Consider the following 13,375-nt stretch of genomic DNA (forward strand, 5'->3'; position numbering starts at 1 on the left):
TCAGCGAAACATCGGCGGCCGGGCATCAACCCAGGCGCCATCTGTTGCGCCGCTTTCGGCGACGGCAAAAACAGCCGCCATGGACCGCAGCCCATCTTCGGCCCGTGGATAAAGATCCGCCGCCGGGTCCATGGATCGCCCGGTTTTCCGCGCGCCGATGGCTTCGGCCAAATCGCTGTATATATTGGCAAAAGCCAGAGGCATCCCCTCGGCATGGCCAATTGTCACGCGGCTGGTGCGATCCGCTTCGGGGCTGAGTTTGGCTTCACCACGTTCGATTACCTGCAAGCGGCCGCCCAGCGGCATCCAATAGAGCTGGTTCGGCTGCTCCTGCGACCAGCGCAGACCGCCCTTTTCACCAAACACCTGCAAGGTCAGCCCATGCTGGCGTCCGATTGCCACAGACGAGGTCCAGAGCCGCCCGACGGTGCCGCCATCAAAGCGCATATTGACCATGGCGTCGTCTTCCAGAACCCGGCTCTCAATACAGCTGACCGTATCCGCAGAAAGGCGTTCCAGTTCCTGCCCGATCACAAAACTGGCCATATGCAGCGCATGGATGCCGCAATCGGCAAACTGAGCAGAAACCCCGGCCTGAGCCGGATCATAGCGCCAGCGCACCCGCGGATTGTCCGCATCAGCCGCATCAGCATGATGCCCATGGGCAAACTCGGCCTTCACAAGGCGGATCTTTCCAAGATCACCACGCGCCACCATCGCCTTCATGTGGCGGACCAGCGAATAGCCGGAATAGCCATAGTTCACCGCGCAGATCTTGCTCTGCGCCTTGGCGATTTTGACGATTTCCTCGCCTTCCTCCACGGTCATTGTCATCGGTTTTTCGCACAGCACATGAAAACCGGCTTCAAGGAAGCTCTTGGTGATTTCAAAATGCGTGGCATTGGGTGTGGCAACGGTGACAAGATCAACGCGGTCGTTGCGATGACGTTCCCCCTCCAGCATCTCCTGCCAGTCGCCATAGGCGCGGTCTGCGGCCAGCCCCAGCCGCTGACCGTAGGCGCGCCCTTCGTCGGGGCGGTGATCCAATGCCGCTGCGGCGAATTCAAACGCCCCGTCAAGCCCTGCTCCCAGACGATGGGCCGGTCCGATCTGGCTGCCTTCACCACCGCCGATCATGCCCCACTTCAGCTTTGCCATGGTGTTACCCCCTAGTTGAAACCAATGGATTCAAGATATTCACGGTTGGCCTGCGCATCCCCCACCGGGTCGGGATCCAGCGTTGGATCGCAATCCTGCTCAACCGTACACCAGCCGGAAAATCCAGCGTCTAAAAGCAGTTGCCTCACCGCCGAAAAATCCACATCACCCTCGCCGAGATTGCAGAAAATCCCCTGCCCGCAGGCATCATAGAAGTTCGTCCGCTTGGCGATCACATCGGCTTTCACCTTCGGGTCGATATCCTTGAAATGCATATAGCTGATACGATCCATGTGCCGTTTCATGAAAGCGACGGGATCAAAACCGGCGTAGGAATGGTGGCCGGTGTCAAAACAGATCTTCAGGATCCTGTCGTCGACCTCATCCAGCAGCCGCTCCAGCTCCGGCTCGAAATCCATGAACCCCGCCGCATGGGCGTGGATGCCGACGGTGAGACCGTAGTCCTCGGTGCCAATCCGCGCGACGGTGGCGAGCCGGTCACGGAATGCCGACCATTCGTCGCGATCCATCTGCTCGGCTTCATCAGCGCGGCCAGCAGTCGGCGCACGGCGCGGCGAGATCGAATCGATCAGCACCAGATGCTCGGCTCCATGGGCTTTCAACGCCTTGCAGGTGCGGTGCGCCCCGTCCAGCACATCCTCCCATTGGGCCGGATCGTGGAAGGCACGGAAGACCACGCCACCGATCAGTTCCAGATCATGCTCGGCGAGCGCGTCCCGCAGGATCGCAGGGTCCTCAGGCATATACCCAACTGGTCCCAATTCGATCCCCTTGTAGCCAGCATCGGCGCAGTCCTTCAGAACGCTGCGCCATTCCGGATTGCGGGGATCCTGTGCAAATTCCACCCCCCAGGAGCATGGGGCATTGCCAATTCTGATCGTCATTTTGCAGTGCTTTCTTAGATGCTTAGAACTTTGATACGGTTTGCCACGACCGGGCCTTGGACGACGCCATGGCAGCGGCAACCACCTGATTTACGGCCATGCCATCCTCGAATGTCGGCCAAATCGGTGTCTGTGTCTCAATCGCGCGCAGGAAGTCGCGCGCCTCGATCAGGATCTGATCCTGATAGCCAGTGCCATGTCCAGGGCCCTGGCAGAACGGCAGATAGTCGGGATGCGCGGGACCGGTCAGGATCTTGCGGAAGCCACGGGTAGCGTCCTCGCCCTCGCTGAGGTAGAGCCAAAGTGCGTTCTGATCCTCCTGGTCAAACCTGATCGCACCCTTTGTTCCCGTAATTTCATAGGCATAGCCCATCTTGCGGCCCGTCGCGATCCGGCTGAAAAACATCTGCCCCATTGCCCCACCGGCAAAGCGGCACATCATCTGGCCCTGATCGTCATTGGTGACAAGGCCACCGGGGCGGTCGCTATGGACGGTCTCAACCTCAGCAATCAGCTCTGCTATCGGCCCGATCAGCGCTATCGCTGCATTGATCATATGCGGGGCAAGATCCCCCATCGTGCCATTCGCCTCTCCTTTGGTCCGCCAGCTCGCCGGGGTATGGGGATCGGCATAGAAATCCTCGGTATGTTCGCCACGAAACCAGGTGACCTCGCCGATCACGCCATCTGCAATCAACTGGCGGGCAAATTGGCTAGCCGGTGTACGGATGTAATTAAAGCCTACCATGTTGGGACAGCCCGAAACCCGGGCCGCCTCGACCATCGCACGGCTGTCCGCCAGCGAAGCGCCGAGAGGTTTTTCACAGAAAACCGGTTTACCCAGCGCAAAGGCCGCCTCTGCCACCGCACGATGTGTCTGCTGCGGGGTCGCAATCACAATCGCCTCAACCTTTGGGTCATTGACCAATACCTGCCAGTCATCCGTCGCACGACGAAAACCATAGGCCCGCCGATATCGCTCTGCACTGGTGGGGGTTGAGGCACAGACCATCTCCAGCCGTGGGCGCAAAGACGTATCGAACACCGCCCCCACTGCGGCCATCGCGACGGCATGAGCCTTGCCCATGTACCCACCGCCTAGAATTCCGATACCGATTTCGGTCATTCAGGCCTCCCAATCCATGAAATTCGATTTGCAACCGGTTGCAAAACTTGTATCTTGGGATTCGATATCTCGCAAGATCAAATCGACCCGACCACCGACCATCCCAGGGATCCCTGCCTATGACGACGCCGCCGAATACGATAAGATTGACCGCCGCCCAGGCCATCATCCGATGGCTCTCCAATCAGTTCATTGTGATCGACGGGGAGGAAATGCGCCTCTGCGGCGGCGGCTTCGGGATCTTTGGCCATGGCAACGTAACCTGCCTCGGAGAAGCCCTTTATGAAGCGCGCGAGGCGCTACCGCTCTATCGCGGTCAGAATGAACAGAGCATGGGATTTGCCGCCGCGGGATACGCCAAACAATGGCTGCGCCAACGCTTCATGTTCTGCACGGCAAGTGCCGGTCCCGGCACATCGAATCTGGTGACCTCGGCGGCGCTGGCGCACGCCAACCGGCTGCCGATGTTGATGCTCTGCGGCGATACCTTCCTAACCCGCCTGCCCGATCCGGTGTTGCAGCAGATGGAGAACTTCGACGATCCGACCTTTGGCGTGAATGATGCGTTCAAGCCCGTGTCGCGCTACTGGGACCGCATCACCCATCCGGCGCAGATCATCCAATCTCTGCCCGCCGCGATTGCCACGATGCTGGATCCCGGCGACTGTGGCCCGGCCTTCCTCGGCCTGCCACAGGACGTCCAGGGCTGGACCTATGATTACCCGGAGGTTTTCTTTGAAAAGAAGACCCATCGCATTCGCCGTGTCACACCGGACACCGCCGAGATTGCCGAAGCCGCAGCAGCGCTGCGCGGTGCCAAACGCCCGATGATCATCGCAGGCGGTGGCGTGCAATACAGCCGCGCGGTGGCTGAGCTGACCGCCTTTGCCGAGGCCCATCAGATCCCCGTCGTGGAAACCATCGCAGGCCGCGCGAACCTGCGCGACACCCATCCGCTGAACATCGGCCCGATTGGCGTGACCGGGTCGGACAGCGCCAATGCCATCGCGGCAGAGGCGGATGTGATCCTCGCAGTGGGCACAAGGTTGCAGGATTTTACCACCGGTTCCTGGACCGCATTTGCGCAGGATGCCCAGTTCATCTCGATCAATGCGGCACGCCATGATGCAGGCAAGCACTGTGCATTGCCGGTTGTCGGTGACGCCCAGCGCGCCCTGCTCGACCTCGGCTCTGCCTGCCAAGGCTACAGCGCCCCGCAGGACTGGGTGGCCCGCGCACAGGAGGAACGACGCAGCTGGGTCGCCTATGTGGCTGACAATATATCCTATGGCGACAACCGGCCCAATTCCTATGCCCAGGCCATCGGCGTGGTGAACGCGCTCTGCGACCCGCGCGACCGCGTCGTGGCAGCGGCGGGCGGCCTACCCGCCGAGGTCACCGCCAACTGGCGCACGCTGGAACCTGGCACGGTCGATGTCGAGTTCGGATTTTCCTGCATGGGCTATGAAATCTCCGGTGCCTGGGGAGCTCGCATCGCCCAAACCGAGCGTGAGCCGGAGCGTGACACCATCGTCTTTGTCGGCGATGGCTCATATATGATGCTGAACTCTGATATCTACTCCAGCGTACTGAGCCGAAAGAAACTGATCATCCTCGTGCTCGACAATGGCGGTTTCGCCGTCATCAACAAGCTGCAGAACAATACGGGCAACACCAGTTTCAACAACCTTCTCGCCGATTGCCCGACCATCCCTGAGGCCTTTGGCGTGGACTTCGCCGCGCATTCAGCCGCTATGGGCGCGATTGCGGAAACGGTCGCCAATCCGGGCGAGCTGGCAGAGGCCTTCAAGCGTGCTCAGGGCAACGACCGAACCACCGTCATCGTGATGAACGTCGATGCCTACGAGGGCTGGACGACGGAAGGTCACGCCTGGTGGGAAGTCGGCACGCCGCATATCACCAACAATCCCGATGTGCAGGAGGCCCATGTCGAATGGGAATCCAGCCGCAGCAAACAACGGCGGGGGGTCTGATGAACACCCCATCCAAAGCCCATGGCGATCTGTCAGGGCGCAACTTTCTGGTCATCGGGCGGGTGGGCATGGATCTTTGTCCAACCCCGGCAGGCACCGCAACAAAAGATGCCCAAGACATGATGGTGGCGATGGGCGGCAGCAGCGCAAATATCGCCGCTGGACTGGTCAAAATGGGATGCCGTGCCGCGCTGGTCACCAGCGTCTCAGACGATGCCGTGGGTTGGTATTGCCTGAACCAGCTGGATCACTACGGGATCGGCAGGACTCACGTGAAACGCATCACCGGCGAATATCGGACATCGCTTGCGATCTACGAAAGCCGTGTGGAAGACCACCAGAGCGTGATCTACCGCAACAACGCCGCCGACTTTCAGATGACCATCGCTGATGTCGAGGCGGTGGATTACAGCCAATACAGCGCGCTGATCACCGCAGGCACGGTCTTTGCTGCCGAACCATCGCGCAGCGCGACCTTCCGCGCCTTTGAACTGGCGCGCGCTGCGGGCTTACCAATCATTTTTGACGTCGATTACCGGCCCTACAGCTGGCCCTCGGCCGAGGTGGCCGCTGATGTTCTGTCGCGTGCTGGTGAGTTGTCCGACATCATCGTCGGCAACGACGAAGAATTCGGGTTCATGGCCGGTGGCGCTGACATGGGGCTCGCCAAGGCGCGCAGCCTTGCGCAAACCACCGCCTCCGTCGTGGTTTACAAGATGGGTCCAGAGGGCGCCATCACCTTTGCCGACGGGCAGGAAATCCGCACCGGCATCTACCCTGTTGATGCGCTGAAACCAACCGGCGCGGGCGACAGCTTCATGGCCGGCTTCCTCGCCGCGCTTTCCGAAGGACGCCATACGAAAGAGGCCATTCTACGCGGCTCCGCCTGTGCCTCCGTTGTTGTAGCCAAACCCGGCTGCGCCCCGGCGATGCCCGATCTTGCTGCACTGGAGGCGTTCCTCGCAACGCACCCCGGCGCCACCGAAATCTGAAAGGACCCCCCATGCATATCGCCCCCCATGACAACCAGAACAAAGCCATCGTCGATGCCGACAACGATCTGGTGCCGCTCAACTATTTCAACATCGTCAAGCTGACCAAGGGCCAGACATTCGAATATCAGGTCCCCGGATATGAGACCTGCATCGTTCCCGCCACCGGTACCGTGGATATCGAAGTGGAAGGTCTGAGCTATGCCGGGATCGGCAACCGAACCGCGGACGTCTGGGATGGCGAACCAGAAGGCGTCTATATCCCGGTCGGCGCAAAGGTCACGATAACCTGCACCACCGACGCAACGGAAACCTTCGTTGCCGGTGCAAAATACGACAAGGTTCTGGAGCCGTTCGACGTCCGTGCGGATGGCATCGACCTCGTGCAATACGGATCTGATGACACCAAGACTCACCGGAAGATCAAACATATTCTCGGACAGAAGCAGCATGACAAGGTCGGACGCCTGCTGGTTTCGGAGTTGTTCACTGTGGGTCAAGGCGGCTGGTCCGGCTTTCCGGCGCACAAGCACGACACCGATCGCAAGGACGCCGATGGCAATATCATCGAAACGCGTCATGACGAGACCTATAACTTCCGCTTCCGCCCCAACCATGGTTCCGGCGTCCAGATCCTGCAACGCGAAGAAGGCAAGCCGGGGGATGCTTACCAACTGATGGACGGCTCTACCATCATGATCGACAAGGGCTATCACCCCTGCGCCGTGATGCCGGGATATGAGATGTATTATTTCACCATCCTTGGCGGTCTGAGCCAGCGCAGCCTGATCCAGTATTTCCAGCCAACCCATGCCTATCAGGTCGAAACGATCCCCGGCATCAAGGATATGGTGGCCAAGTTCAAATGACCGTTGCAACTCTGGCTGAGGTCCTGCAACCGGCCCTGCGCGATGGCTATGCCGTCGCCGGGCTGGTGACGCTGGGCTGGGAAGACATGCGCGCCTATGTGGCAGCGGCAGAGGCCGAAGGCGTGCCTGTGATCTTGCAGGCGGGGCCATCCTGTCGCGCCCATACGCCGCTGCCAATCCTGGGCAAGATGTTCCACCATCTGGCCGAGGCCGCATCGGTTCCGGTGGTTGCACATCTCGATCATGGCTACACCCCAGAGGATTGCCGTATTGCCATCGACAGCGGCTTTACCTCCGTGATGTTCGACGGCTCGCGCAAACCTCTTGAGGACAATATCGCCGAAACCGCTGCCATCGCCGAAATGGCCCATGCCGCAGGTGTCTCATGCGAGGGTGAAATCGGATTTGTCGGCTACTCGGGCGGCGAAGGGTCGGCAGGAACTGATCCTGAAGAGGCCCGCCGCTTTGCACTGGAAACCGGCGTGGACGCGATGGCAATCTCGGTCGGCAATGTGCATCTGCAACAGGACAAGGACGGCGGGCTGGATATTGACCGGATCCGCGCCATCGAGGCCCTCACCGAGGTGCCGCTGGTCATCCATGGCGGCTCCGGCGTACCGGTCGCTCAGCGCAGAATGCTGGCCCGCGAGTCGCGTATCTGCAAATTCAATATCGGCACCGAATTGCGCATGGCTTTCGGCGCCGCCATGCGCGATGCGGTCAACCGGGACCCGGACCGCTTTGACAGGGTCAGCATCCTGTCGGAAACCCACGATCCGGTCGTTGCCGCGGCGCGCGGCGTTCTTCGCGCCTTCAAGGGAGAAACACAATGTTGAATATCGGCCTTCTGGGCTGCGGGCGCATCGGTCAGGTCCACGCCCGTTCTGTTGGACAATTGGACGGCGTGCGTGTGACAGCCGTCGCCGATGCCGTGCCGGAAGCCGCCAGCGCGCTGGCCAGCAAGATCGGCGCGGATGTGCGCGACGCCTCGACGCTGATCACCAGCGCGGACGTAGACGCGGTGGTGATTGGCACACCTACCGATACCCATTACGACTTGATCCATCAGGCCGCAGCGGCGGGTAAGGCAATTTTCTGCGAAAAACCGGTCGATATGTCCGCCGACCGCATCCGTGATTGCCAGAAGGTGGTGGCGGAGGCAGGGGTTGCGTTCCTGACCGCGTTCAACCGACGGTTTGACCCCAACTTTGCCAATCTGCAGCAGCGTCTGCGCGCGGGCGAGATTGGTGATGTGGAGATCGTCTCGATCCTGTCGCGCGATCCCTCTCCGCCCCCGGTCAGCTACATCAAGACCTCAGGCGGGTTGTTCCGGGATATGATGATCCATGATTTCGACATGGCGCGTTTTCTGCTGGGCGAAGAGCCAATTCAGGTCTTCGCAGTCGGCTCGGCCCTGGTCGACCCGGCTATTGGCGCGGCAGGTGACGTGGACACTGCCGCCGTCACCCTGACCACGGCCAGCGGAAAGATCTGCCAGATCTCGAACTCGCGCCGGGCCACCTATGGCTACGATCAGCGGGTTGAGGTGCATGGCTCCAAAGGGATGCTGCGCGCTGCCAACATGCTGGAAAACACGGTCGAGGTTGCCGGGGCCAATGGCTTCCAGACAGCGCCCGCGCAGCATTTCTTCCTTGAGCGCTACGAGGCTGCCTATCGCAACGAAATGGCCCGCTTCGTCGAGGCTGTTCAGGCAGGCACCACCCCGTCGCCCAGTATCGACGACGGGCTTCGCGCTCAGATGTTGGCCGATGCCGCCGCCAAATCGCTTGAGACGGGGGCACCGGTCAAACTGTAGCGGGTCAGATCATTATGCCCGGCGGCGCGCGTCTTGCGCCGCCAGCGCTTCGTTGAAACGCTCGGGCGGCCAGCCCTCAGCCAGCGCCTGATGCAGCAAATCCGCCTGCGTCTGCGGGGCCAGACCTCCCGTCGGCGGATCTCTATCCAGATTGGTCGGAAAGGAATAGCCCTCGGCGCAGGCTGCGATTGCCGCGGCGCGCTCCGCCTCTGGCATCGCGCCCTCAGCCTCCAATTGCACCAGCGCCGGATAAAGCCGCTCGGACATGCCGAGCCGATCCACGGTTTCCATCGCGCGACCAAAGGCAGACGAGACCTGCAACAAATTCGCCATGCGCTGGACATCCTGCGACCGGTTGGCGCCTGCGGCATGAAACAAAGCCGGGTTGAAAAACACCGCATCGCCCTTGGCCAGTGGCAGCTGGACATAGCGCTCCTCGAAATAGGCGCGGAAATCCGGCCGCCGCCAGGCCACATAGCCCTCCCGGTATCTCTGCGAGAACGGCAGCAGCTTGGTTGGGCCACTTTCAACAGGCATGTCCCCATGGGCGACCGCCCCCTGCAAGGTCAGAACCGGCGACAGATCATGCACATGGGCTGGATACTGCGAGGATGTTTCCGCCGTTTGAAAGCCCAGATGATAGTCGCGATGCGCCTGCTGGGCCTCACCGCCCGGCCGAACCAGATTGATCTGCGCCGTCATCTGGTAGTTCGGCCCCAGCCAAGCCTCGCAAACTGCGGCCAACGCCACATTACCAAAGTAACGCGCGAAGACCTCCGGCGCGGCCTCGCAGAGTTTCTGAAGAGAGTTCCAGATCCGGTCATTCGAGCCTGCCGCCGCGAAGTGATCCGCACCGCCACCATTGGCCGGCTTCTCCTGCGCGATGATCTGTTCATATATCGCGCTCGCGCTGTCGATAGCAGCCGTGTCCTGATAGGCCTGTTTCAGCACCAATACGCCGGCCCCTTCGCCCAAACCTTGCGCCCATTCCGCCATCAGCCGCCGCCGGTCATCACTGTTGCCGAGCATCCCGCTGAGGGCCGCCATGTCGTAGATCGGGATATTCTTCTCGATGGCACCCGCGAGCGGCACCTGATCCGCCGTCAAACCCTGTTCAACCAGCTTCCGAAAATCACTCAAGTCAGATCCGGCAGGGTCGAAATAGGTATCTCCTCTCCTTGCTGCTCTGTCCGCCATCCATGTTCTCCTTTGCGTGGTTTCAAATCTCCTGCCATCAGACTGCCGGTGTAATCACTTGTGGTCAGCCGCATGATCCATCAAAAATACATCAATGAGCCATCGCTTCCCGATTAAGGATATCGCTCGGCAGTCCGGGCTGAGCACGGCAACCGTGGACCGCGTCCTGAACGGGCGCGCCAATGTCAGCGCCCGCAGTCGCGCCAGGGTCGCGGCGGCCATCGCCGAGCTGGAGGGCCAGGAACAGCAGCTCTCAGCCCGTGGGCGACGCCTCTATTTCGACGTTGTTGTCGAGGCTCCCGAACGGTTCAGCCGGGAAATCCGTCTCGCGACCGAGGCCGTCCTTCCAACCATCGGTCCGGCGGTGATCCATACCCGCTACAGTTTCCGACAGATTATGTCCGCCGATGACTGCGTTGAAATCCTCGGGCAGATCGCCCGGCGCGGCAGCCATGGGGTTGTGCTGAAGGCACGGGATCTGCCTCAGATTATTGCAACGGTGGCCGAACTGGACAGCAAAGGCATTCCTGTTGTCTGTGTCTTTACCGACCTGCCAAACAGCCCCCGCAGGCTCTATTGCGGACCCAACAATTATGCGGCGGGCCAGTCTGCCGCCTACATGATCGACAAATGCCTTCCCGGCATCCCTGACCCGGGCGCAACCATCCTGACCACCCTTAGCCAGATGGCATTCCACGGTGAGGAACAACGGCGGCGCGGCTTCTTGCGCGTCTTGCAGGAACGCCGCCCGGATCTGAGACTGGTCACCCTCAGTGCCGGTGCAGGCCTTGCGCTGGAAACCACGGAGCTGCTGCGTCAACGGCTGGCCGAACCGGATCTCGGCCGGATAGTAGCGGTCTATTCAATGGGCGGCGCCAATCGCGCCATCATCGAACAGCTGAGCGCCTTTGGCCACCAGCCCCGCGCCTATATCGCCCATGATCTGGATGCGGAAAATCGAACCCTGATGCGTCAGGGCAAGATCACCGTGGTCCTGCAACACGACATCGCCAGCGATATGCGCAATGCCTTTCTCAGCCTGCTCCATGCCAACCACATCCTGAAGGCACCTCCCCCCGCGACTCAGAGCCGGATCTCCATGGTTACGCCCTTCGACGCCAGCGAAAGCTGACCAAAGCGTGCCTTTATCGGCTTCTTCCGGAACACAAGAATATTTCTGCGCTGGCGCTTTCAACATAGCCTGCGACGCAAATGCCCTTTTGATTGCAAGCGCCAGTCCTGGCGCTGAAAGGCCGTCTCGCCTAAGGCCGATTTTTCAGCCTCGAAGATGCAATTCTTGTTTCTCTTTGCGCTCATTCTTGGAATGCTTTCGACAATAGCCAGCAGGGAGAGCGGCATGAAAGTAGGATTTATTGGCCTTGGCAACGTCGGCGGCAAACTGAGCGGCAGCCTGCTGCGCAATGGTATCGACCTCAGCGTCTATGACCTGAACGACACGCTGGTCGCAAAGGCGGCCGAGGCGGGAGCGACGGCAGCGAAGAACCCCGCCGAATTGATGCGCAGCTGTGACGCGGTGATCACCTGCCTGCCGTCGCCTGCGGCCTCGGATCAGGTTATGCAGCAGATGCTGCCGGAGATTGGCCCCGGCAAGATCTGGATGGAGATGTCCACCACCGATGAGGCAGAGGTCAAACGCCTCGGCGAGCTGGTGGCGCAGGCGGGCGGCACAGCCGTAGACTGCCCGGTGTCGGGCGGATGCCACCGGGCCGATACCGGAAACATCTCGATCTTCGCCGGATGTGACCGCGAAACCTTCGAACGGATCGTCCCCCTGCTGAAAACCATGGGGCGGCGCATTCTGCACACTGGGCCGATCGGCTCGGCGTCGGTGCTGAAAGTCATCACCAATTATCTGGCCACCGCCAACCTGCTGACCTGCTGCGAGGCGCTGGTCACGGCAAAGGCTGCAGGCATGGATCTCAACACCGCCTATGAGGCGATCAAGATCTCCTCCGGCACCTCATTCGTGCATGAAACGGAAAGCCAAGTGATCCTGAATGGATCCCGCGATATTTCCTTCACCATGGATCTGGTTTCAAAGGATATCGGCCTGTTTCAGGCAGTGGCGGATCGGCATAACGTCCCCCTCGAAATCAACCCGTTGATGATCAAGATCTTCAAGGACGGCGAAGCCCGTTTCGGCAGCCGCGAATTGTCGCCAAACATCATCCGGCGGCTGGAAGAGGCAACAGGGCTAGACATCAGAGCGCCCGGATTTCCGGCTGAGATGGTCGACGACGAGCCGGAGGAACCGGGCTACGAGGTGATCCCCACGGGCCGCAACGCAGCTAGCGGCAGCTAAATCTCCGATACGGAAAATGGTAGTGGGGGCGTCTGGCGGTGCCCCCCTTTAGGCACCTGTGCCCGGTGCGTTGGCTCGCGGGCTAGTTGCGCATAGTTCCGCCGACACACCCTATAGAGTCTTGCCGGACTCATTTTTCCCGAATTACGGTACTATTGTCCGTATTATGGGATTCACATGCAGGACCGTCAGATCCTCCTTCTGGAAGCGGTAGCGTCGTCCGCGACGCCAGTGAGCGCAAGCGAGCTGGCCAGAATGACGGCGACCCCTCGGGCCAGCCTCTATCGCCATATTGCCACCCTGCTGGCCTGCGGGTTCCTGGAAGAGATCGACACCGGCAACCGTTACGTATTGGGCATGCGGTTCATCAAGATTGCGCTGACCGGAAAATCGGACACTCATGTGATCAACGCGGTCTCCGCCGTGCTGCTACGGGTGGTCAAAGACCTGGGAGAAACCGCATTTCTGGCGCGCTACCGAGCTGGGCGCGTTGACCTCATCCATACGCAGGTCCCGACAGATCCTTCTGTTCCCCATATCTACCCCGGGTTGGGCGCGCGTCCGGTTCATGCCTGCTCCTCGGCCAAGGTTATTGCCGCATTTCTGGCACCGGAGCTCCAGTGTGATCTGATTGAAACGCAACCCACGCGCTTTACCGACAAGACCCGCACCGACCCCGAGCAGATCACCCGCGAATTGCAGCAGGTGCGCCGCCACGGCTATGCAACCTGCGACGGCGAGATCAACGTCGGTATCACCAGCATCGCCGTACCAATCATTATTGATCGTCTCGGCGCGGTTTTTTCCGTGGGCGTGGTCGGGCCATCTGCCCGCATCACTCCGGCCATTCACCCCCGCATTCTGCCAATTTTGTCGAAAGAAGCCTTTCACGCCGCTGCGGCCATTCAGCATTGCTCGGTCGTTGAGGCGGAAACCACAAATGCCATGTCACTGGCTGCAGCAAAGGAAAGGTCGAACCAACAACACTGAATTTA

At 60.6% G+C, this 13,375-nt stretch carries 12 protein-coding genes; 8 read left to right on the forward strand and 4 right to left on the reverse strand.

Features of this window, described 5'->3' with window-relative positions; translation table 11 throughout:
* From VWY60_RS11730 to VWY60_RS11740, 3 genes are read right to left on the reverse strand one after another with little or no spacing between them, the layout of a single operon-like run.
* The gene (locus VWY60_RS11730; protein WP_416540555.1) at positions 1-1,158 is read right to left on the reverse strand and encodes a Gfo/Idh/MocA family protein; all 1,158 of its coding nucleotides are present in this window, start codon (positions 1,156-1,158) and stop codon (positions 1-3) included.
* A gap of 11 nt (positions 1,159-1,169) precedes the next feature.
* A complete protein-coding gene (locus VWY60_RS11735) occupies positions 1,170-2,063 on the reverse strand; it encodes a sugar phosphate isomerase/epimerase family protein (RefSeq protein WP_416540556.1) in 894 nt (297 codons plus the stop codon).
* Positions 2,064-2,085: 22 nt separating this feature from the next.
* A complete protein-coding gene (locus tag VWY60_RS11740; protein ID WP_416540557.1) occupies positions 2,086-3,189 on the reverse strand; it encodes a Gfo/Idh/MocA family protein in 1,104 nt (367 codons plus the stop codon).
* A gap of 119 nt (positions 3,190-3,308) precedes the next feature.
* Between VWY60_RS11740 and iolD the strand changes: the two genes are divergently transcribed.
* From iolD to iolG, 5 genes are read left to right on the forward strand one after another with little or no spacing between them, the layout of a single operon-like run.
* A complete protein-coding gene (gene iolD / locus VWY60_RS11745) occupies positions 3,309-5,183 on the forward strand; it encodes a 3D-(3,5/4)-trihydroxycyclohexane-1,2-dione acylhydrolase (decyclizing) (protein WP_416540558.1) in 1,875 nt (624 codons plus the stop codon).
* Positions 5,183-6,175 (forward strand): 5-dehydro-2-deoxygluconokinase, encoded by a 993-nt coding sequence (gene iolC, locus VWY60_RS11750; RefSeq protein WP_416540559.1) that lies wholly within the window; start codon positions 5,183-5,185, stop codon positions 6,173-6,175. The genes iolD and iolC overlap by 1 nt, the downstream gene beginning before the upstream one ends.
* Positions 6,176-6,186: 11 nt before the next feature.
* Positions 6,187-7,044 carry a 5-deoxy-glucuronate isomerase gene (locus VWY60_RS11755; RefSeq protein WP_416535861.1) on the forward strand — a complete coding sequence of 286 codons (858 nt, stop codon included), beginning with the start codon at positions 6,187-6,189 and terminating at the stop codon, positions 7,042-7,044.
* Positions 7,041-7,880 (forward strand): class II fructose-bisphosphate aldolase, encoded by an 840-nt coding sequence (locus VWY60_RS11760; RefSeq protein WP_340544747.1) that lies wholly within the window; start codon positions 7,041-7,043, stop codon positions 7,878-7,880. The genes VWY60_RS11755 and VWY60_RS11760 overlap by 4 nt, the downstream gene beginning before the upstream one ends.
* Positions 7,874-8,860: an inositol 2-dehydrogenase gene (iolG, locus tag VWY60_RS11765; protein ID WP_416540560.1), complete on the forward strand. Its 987-nt coding sequence runs from the start codon at positions 7,874-7,876 to the stop codon at positions 8,858-8,860. Before VWY60_RS11760 ends, iolG begins: the two co-directional genes overlap by 7 nt.
* A gap of 12 nt (positions 8,861-8,872) precedes the next feature.
* Here iolG and VWY60_RS11770 read toward each other — a convergent pair whose 3' ends face one another.
* Positions 8,873-10,057, reverse strand: coding sequence for a phytanoyl-CoA dioxygenase family protein (locus tag VWY60_RS11770; protein ID WP_416540561.1), 1,185 nt, complete (start codon positions 10,055-10,057; stop codon positions 8,873-8,875).
* Positions 10,058-10,151: 94 nt separating this feature from the next.
* On the opposite strand from VWY60_RS11770, the gene VWY60_RS11775 reads away from it, so the two are divergent.
* The 3 genes from VWY60_RS11775 to VWY60_RS11785 all read left to right on the forward strand — a co-directional run bounded on the left by VWY60_RS11775 (position 10,152) and on the right by VWY60_RS11785 (position 13,370).
* The gene (locus tag VWY60_RS11775) at positions 10,152-11,189 is read left to right on the forward strand and encodes a LacI family DNA-binding transcriptional regulator (RefSeq protein WP_416540562.1); all 1,038 of its coding nucleotides are present in this window, start codon (positions 10,152-10,154) and stop codon (positions 11,187-11,189) included.
* Between the two features lie 225 nt (positions 11,190-11,414).
* Positions 11,415-12,380 (forward strand): NAD(P)-dependent oxidoreductase, encoded by a 966-nt coding sequence (locus VWY60_RS11780; protein ID WP_416538430.1) that lies wholly within the window; start codon positions 11,415-11,417, stop codon positions 12,378-12,380.
* A gap of 177 nt (positions 12,381-12,557) precedes the next feature.
* On the forward strand, positions 12,558-13,370 hold the full coding sequence (locus VWY60_RS11785; RefSeq protein WP_416540563.1) for an IclR family transcriptional regulator: 813 nt from the start codon (positions 12,558-12,560) through the stop codon (positions 13,368-13,370).
* The last annotated feature ends 5 nt before the right edge of the window (positions 13,371-13,375 follow it).

The sequence above is a fragment of the Phaeobacter sp. JH20_26 genome (genome assembly GCF_048056275.1).
Classification (GTDB): domain Bacteria; phylum Pseudomonadota; class Alphaproteobacteria; order Rhodobacterales; family Rhodobacteraceae; genus Phaeobacter; species Phaeobacter bryozoorum.

What these genes read in the sequence shown, in the direction of transcription:
- VWY60_RS11730 (WP_416540555.1), bottom strand. Translation starts at nt 1,158, where the DNA reads ATGGCAAAGCTGAAGTGGGGCATGATCGGCGGTGGTGAAGGCAGCCAG.
- VWY60_RS11735 (WP_416540556.1), bottom strand. Translation starts at nt 2,063, where the DNA reads ATGACGATCAGAATTGGCAATGCCCCATGCTCCTGGGGGGTGGAATTT.
- VWY60_RS11740 (WP_416540557.1), bottom strand. Translation starts at nt 3,189, where the DNA reads ATGACCGAAATCGGTATCGGAATTCTAGGCGGTGGGTACATGGGCAAG.
- iolD (WP_416540558.1), top strand. Translation starts at nt 3,309, where the DNA reads ATGACGACGCCGCCGAATACGATAAGATTGACCGCCGCCCAGGCCATC.
- iolC (WP_416540559.1), top strand. Translation starts at nt 5,183, where the DNA reads ATGAACACCCCATCCAAAGCCCATGGCGATCTGTCAGGGCGCAACTTT.
- VWY60_RS11755 (WP_416535861.1), top strand. Translation starts at nt 6,187, where the DNA reads ATGCATATCGCCCCCCATGACAACCAGAACAAAGCCATCGTCGATGCC.
- VWY60_RS11760 (WP_340544747.1), top strand. Translation starts at nt 7,041, where the DNA reads ATGACCGTTGCAACTCTGGCTGAGGTCCTGCAACCGGCCCTGCGCGAT.
- iolG (WP_416540560.1), top strand. Translation starts at nt 7,874, where the DNA reads ATGTTGAATATCGGCCTTCTGGGCTGCGGGCGCATCGGTCAGGTCCAC.
- VWY60_RS11770 (WP_416540561.1), bottom strand. Translation starts at nt 10,057, where the DNA reads ATGGCGGACAGAGCAGCAAGGAGAGGAGATACCTATTTCGACCCTGCC.
- VWY60_RS11775 (WP_416540562.1), top strand. Translation starts at nt 10,152, where the DNA reads ATGAGCCATCGCTTCCCGATTAAGGATATCGCTCGGCAGTCCGGGCTG.
- VWY60_RS11780 (WP_416538430.1), top strand. Translation starts at nt 11,415, where the DNA reads ATGAAAGTAGGATTTATTGGCCTTGGCAACGTCGGCGGCAAACTGAGC.
- VWY60_RS11785 (WP_416540563.1), top strand. Translation starts at nt 12,558, where the DNA reads ATGCAGGACCGTCAGATCCTCCTTCTGGAAGCGGTAGCGTCGTCCGCG.